Here is a 2,862-nt window from a genome sequence, read left to right on the forward strand (position 1 = left end):
ACACAGGAACTGGCGGATAAATCCCCGTCAACGTGCTCGACAGCACTGTCCGGCCGAACACCGGGTCCATCAGAAAATAAACAGTCGCTCGCCAATCTCAGCGACGCGACGAAAGCGACTTTGGAAGACGCGATCGTCGATGTTCTTCGGACTTCAGCTACGGCCCCGCAATCGCCGGCAAGTCAGCAAGACGCGCTGGCGGTCATGACGCCGATCATTAAGAGCATGTATCAAAAGTATGGCGACCAACTCCGAGTCCTTCAGGGGGCGTCGCCGGCCAGCCTGAGCATGAGTGACAAGAGCGTTTGCATACTCGTGGCCGACCTCTACGGGCGGATCGCCGCGTTGCCGCTTAATCAGGCAGGTCCGGCGTTACGCAGCATGATGACGAAATAACTGAAACCGCGCGTGACAACACGCGCGCTGCAGACGCCAAATGAGCGACGTCGTTGCGCGCACGTGAAGCGAAAATGTCTTTTAAACGGCGCAGGCGGCATCGCAACTTCATCGCCCGCGCGTAACGCGCGGGCAACAGACATTCCGCGCGATGAATGAACCACAACGTATCGACTACCGGTGAGCCGCATAGCGTCATCGAGCCTCTTGCGCGCCTTGCACCAGCGAGGCGTCGCCACTATGCCGTGAACGCGTCTTCTGCACGCGCCCGTAAAACAGCAGCGAAATTCCGCCGATAATCACCAACGCGCCGAGCACCACGAAGCCCGACATATACGAACCCGTCGATCGATAAAGCAAGCCGACGAGAAAGCCCGCAATCGTGCCACCGCCACCCGCGCCAATGCCGTTAATAATTCCCGATGCTGGCCCGATCGCTTGCGGTTCGATCGACGATTGCAGAATCGACCAGATGTTCGGCGTGTAACTGCTCGCGTAGTAACCCAGCGCGATGGTGATAAGCGCAAGTTTCGCATAGCCGCTTTGCACGAGCGGCAGCATCATCATCAACACACCGGGAATTAGCAGGCCGAGTGCGGCGATCAGTACGCGCTTGCCGGTGCGGTCGGACAGACGCGACATCGGCACTGCAAGCAAGACGGCCGCGATATACGGCAGCGAACTCGCGAACGCTTGCGACATGCCCGTAAATCCCACCGATTGCACCGCGAGCGGAATCCACAACGTCACGCCCCAGAACAACATGCCTTGCGTGACATAGCTGATCAGCAGAAGAAAGAATGCCGGTCCGCCCAATGCCGCCAGCGTCAGCTTGCCGGCATTGCCCGCGACGGGCGCAGTGCGATAAGGCGCTTCGCTTTCAGGCTTGAGCTTCGCCACATACAGCGGCACGATAATCACCAGCCCGATACCGCCCATCAGGAAAAACATCGAACGCCAGCCGAACGCATGAAAGATCGGTGTCAGCACGATAAAGCCGAACGCGAGCGCGAGATATTGTCCGTAATACTGAATGATTGCGTTGGCCTTCGTGCGCTCGTTCGGCGCGAACCATGCCTTGGCGAAGCGCGATTGCTGCGGCCAGTACACACCTTCCGCTATACCGAGAATCAACCGGCACGCGAGCAACACCGCAAGCGAACTCGTAAAGCCCACATACACGGTCGCCGCCGACCACAACGCGAAGGTCCAAATCACGACCGGCTTCGGATCGAAGCGGCGCGTAAGAATGCCGCCGAGCACATTGGATACCGCATAGCCCACGAGAAAGATCGTGAGTGCAAGACTTGCCGTGACCGCAAAGCGTTCGCCCGCAAAACCCATGTCCTGCGCGACGGCCTGCAAGCCCACCGACAGCGTCGTGCGATCGAGATACGCGACACACAAGCCCAGCATCAGCGATCCGCCAATGCTCCACCACTTCGATTCCTTCATTGCCGATCTCCTGATTTGTTCTAGCTGCTATTGCGCGTGATTCAGTGTGCCGCGAAACGCGACAGCGCGTCGCGATCCACTTCGATGCCGAGTCCCGGTCCCTGCGGAATTCGCACGACACCGTTCGTATGTTCGATCGGTTCCTTCAGCACCGCACGCCGAATAGGATGCTCAGTGCGATCGAATTCGAGCATGGGTTCAAGCGGCGCAAGCGACGTGGGCGTATGCGTCGGCAACACGGCAAGCAGTTGCAGCGATGCGGCCATCGCAATCCCCGTGCCCCACACGTGCGGGTTATAGCGAATGCCGAACGCATGCGCCATATCCGCGATTTTCTTGCACTCGCTGAGGCCGCCCGCCGCGCATGTATCGGGTTGAACGATATCGAACGCGTGTGCAATGAACATGTCGCGAAAGCCCAGACGCGTGAACTCGCACTCGCCGCCCGCGACAGGAATCGACAAGGCGCGCTTCACTTGCAGATGCCCTTCGCGATCTTCCGGCGGCACCGGTTCCTCGAACCAGCCGATATCCAGCGCTTCGATCTTTCGCCCCAGACGAATGGCGGCGACGGCATCGTATGCGTGATTTGCGTCAACCATCAGCGCCACGTGCGGGCCGATCGCTTCGCGCACTGCATGCGTTACCGCTGCGTCTTCATCCACGCCGAAGCCTACTTTGAGCTTCACCGCTTTGAAGCCGTCAGCAACATATCCGGCTGCTTCTTCCGGCAGATATTGCTTAGGATTACCGTATTTTCTCCGATACAAACCCGTGGCATACGCCTGCACTTCGGTGCGCAACGGGCCACCCATCAAGTCATAAGCGGGCACGCCGAAGAACTTGCCTTTGATATCCCATAGCGCAATATCGACACCGCTCAGCGCTTCGATGACCGCGCCCTTCTGCCCGTGATCGCGCAGGCGTGCATAAACCTCCTGCCAGATACGCTCGGTATGCAGCGCATTCATTCCGATCAGCCACGGCGTCATGACCTTGACGGCCGCCGCC

The 2,862-nt window shown here is 59.2% G+C and carries 3 protein-coding genes; 1 reads left to right on the forward strand and 2 read right to left on the reverse strand.

Annotation, left to right across the window (positions count from 1 at the left end; translation table 11 throughout):
• A partial coding sequence (locus tag P7F28_RS01875) for a hypothetical protein (protein WP_277182741.1) occupies positions 1 to 396 on the forward strand: 396 nt, incomplete at its 5' end.
• A 195-nt stretch (positions 397 to 591) separates the two neighbouring features.
• On the opposite strand, the gene P7F28_RS01880 is transcribed toward P7F28_RS01875, so the two are convergent.
• Positions 592 to 1,851, reverse strand: coding sequence for an MFS transporter (locus tag P7F28_RS01880; protein WP_277182742.1), 1,260 nt, complete (start codon positions 1,849 to 1,851; stop codon positions 592 to 594).
• A gap of 41 nt (positions 1,852 to 1,892) precedes the next feature.
• Positions 1,893 to 2,862, reverse strand: a 970-nt coding sequence (locus P7F28_RS01885) for a mandelate racemase/muconate lactonizing enzyme family protein (RefSeq protein ID WP_277182743.1), incomplete at its 5' end; no start/stop codon positions are given.

Origin of the sequence: Caballeronia sp. BR00000012568055 (assembly GCF_029439455.1) — a bacterium.
Classification (GTDB): domain Bacteria; phylum Pseudomonadota; class Gammaproteobacteria; order Burkholderiales; family Burkholderiaceae; genus Caballeronia.

What these genes read in the sequence shown, in the direction of transcription:
- P7F28_RS01880 (WP_277182742.1), bottom strand. Translation starts at nt 1,851, where the DNA reads ATGAAGGAATCGAAGTGGTGGAGCATTGGCGGATCGCTGATGCTGGGC.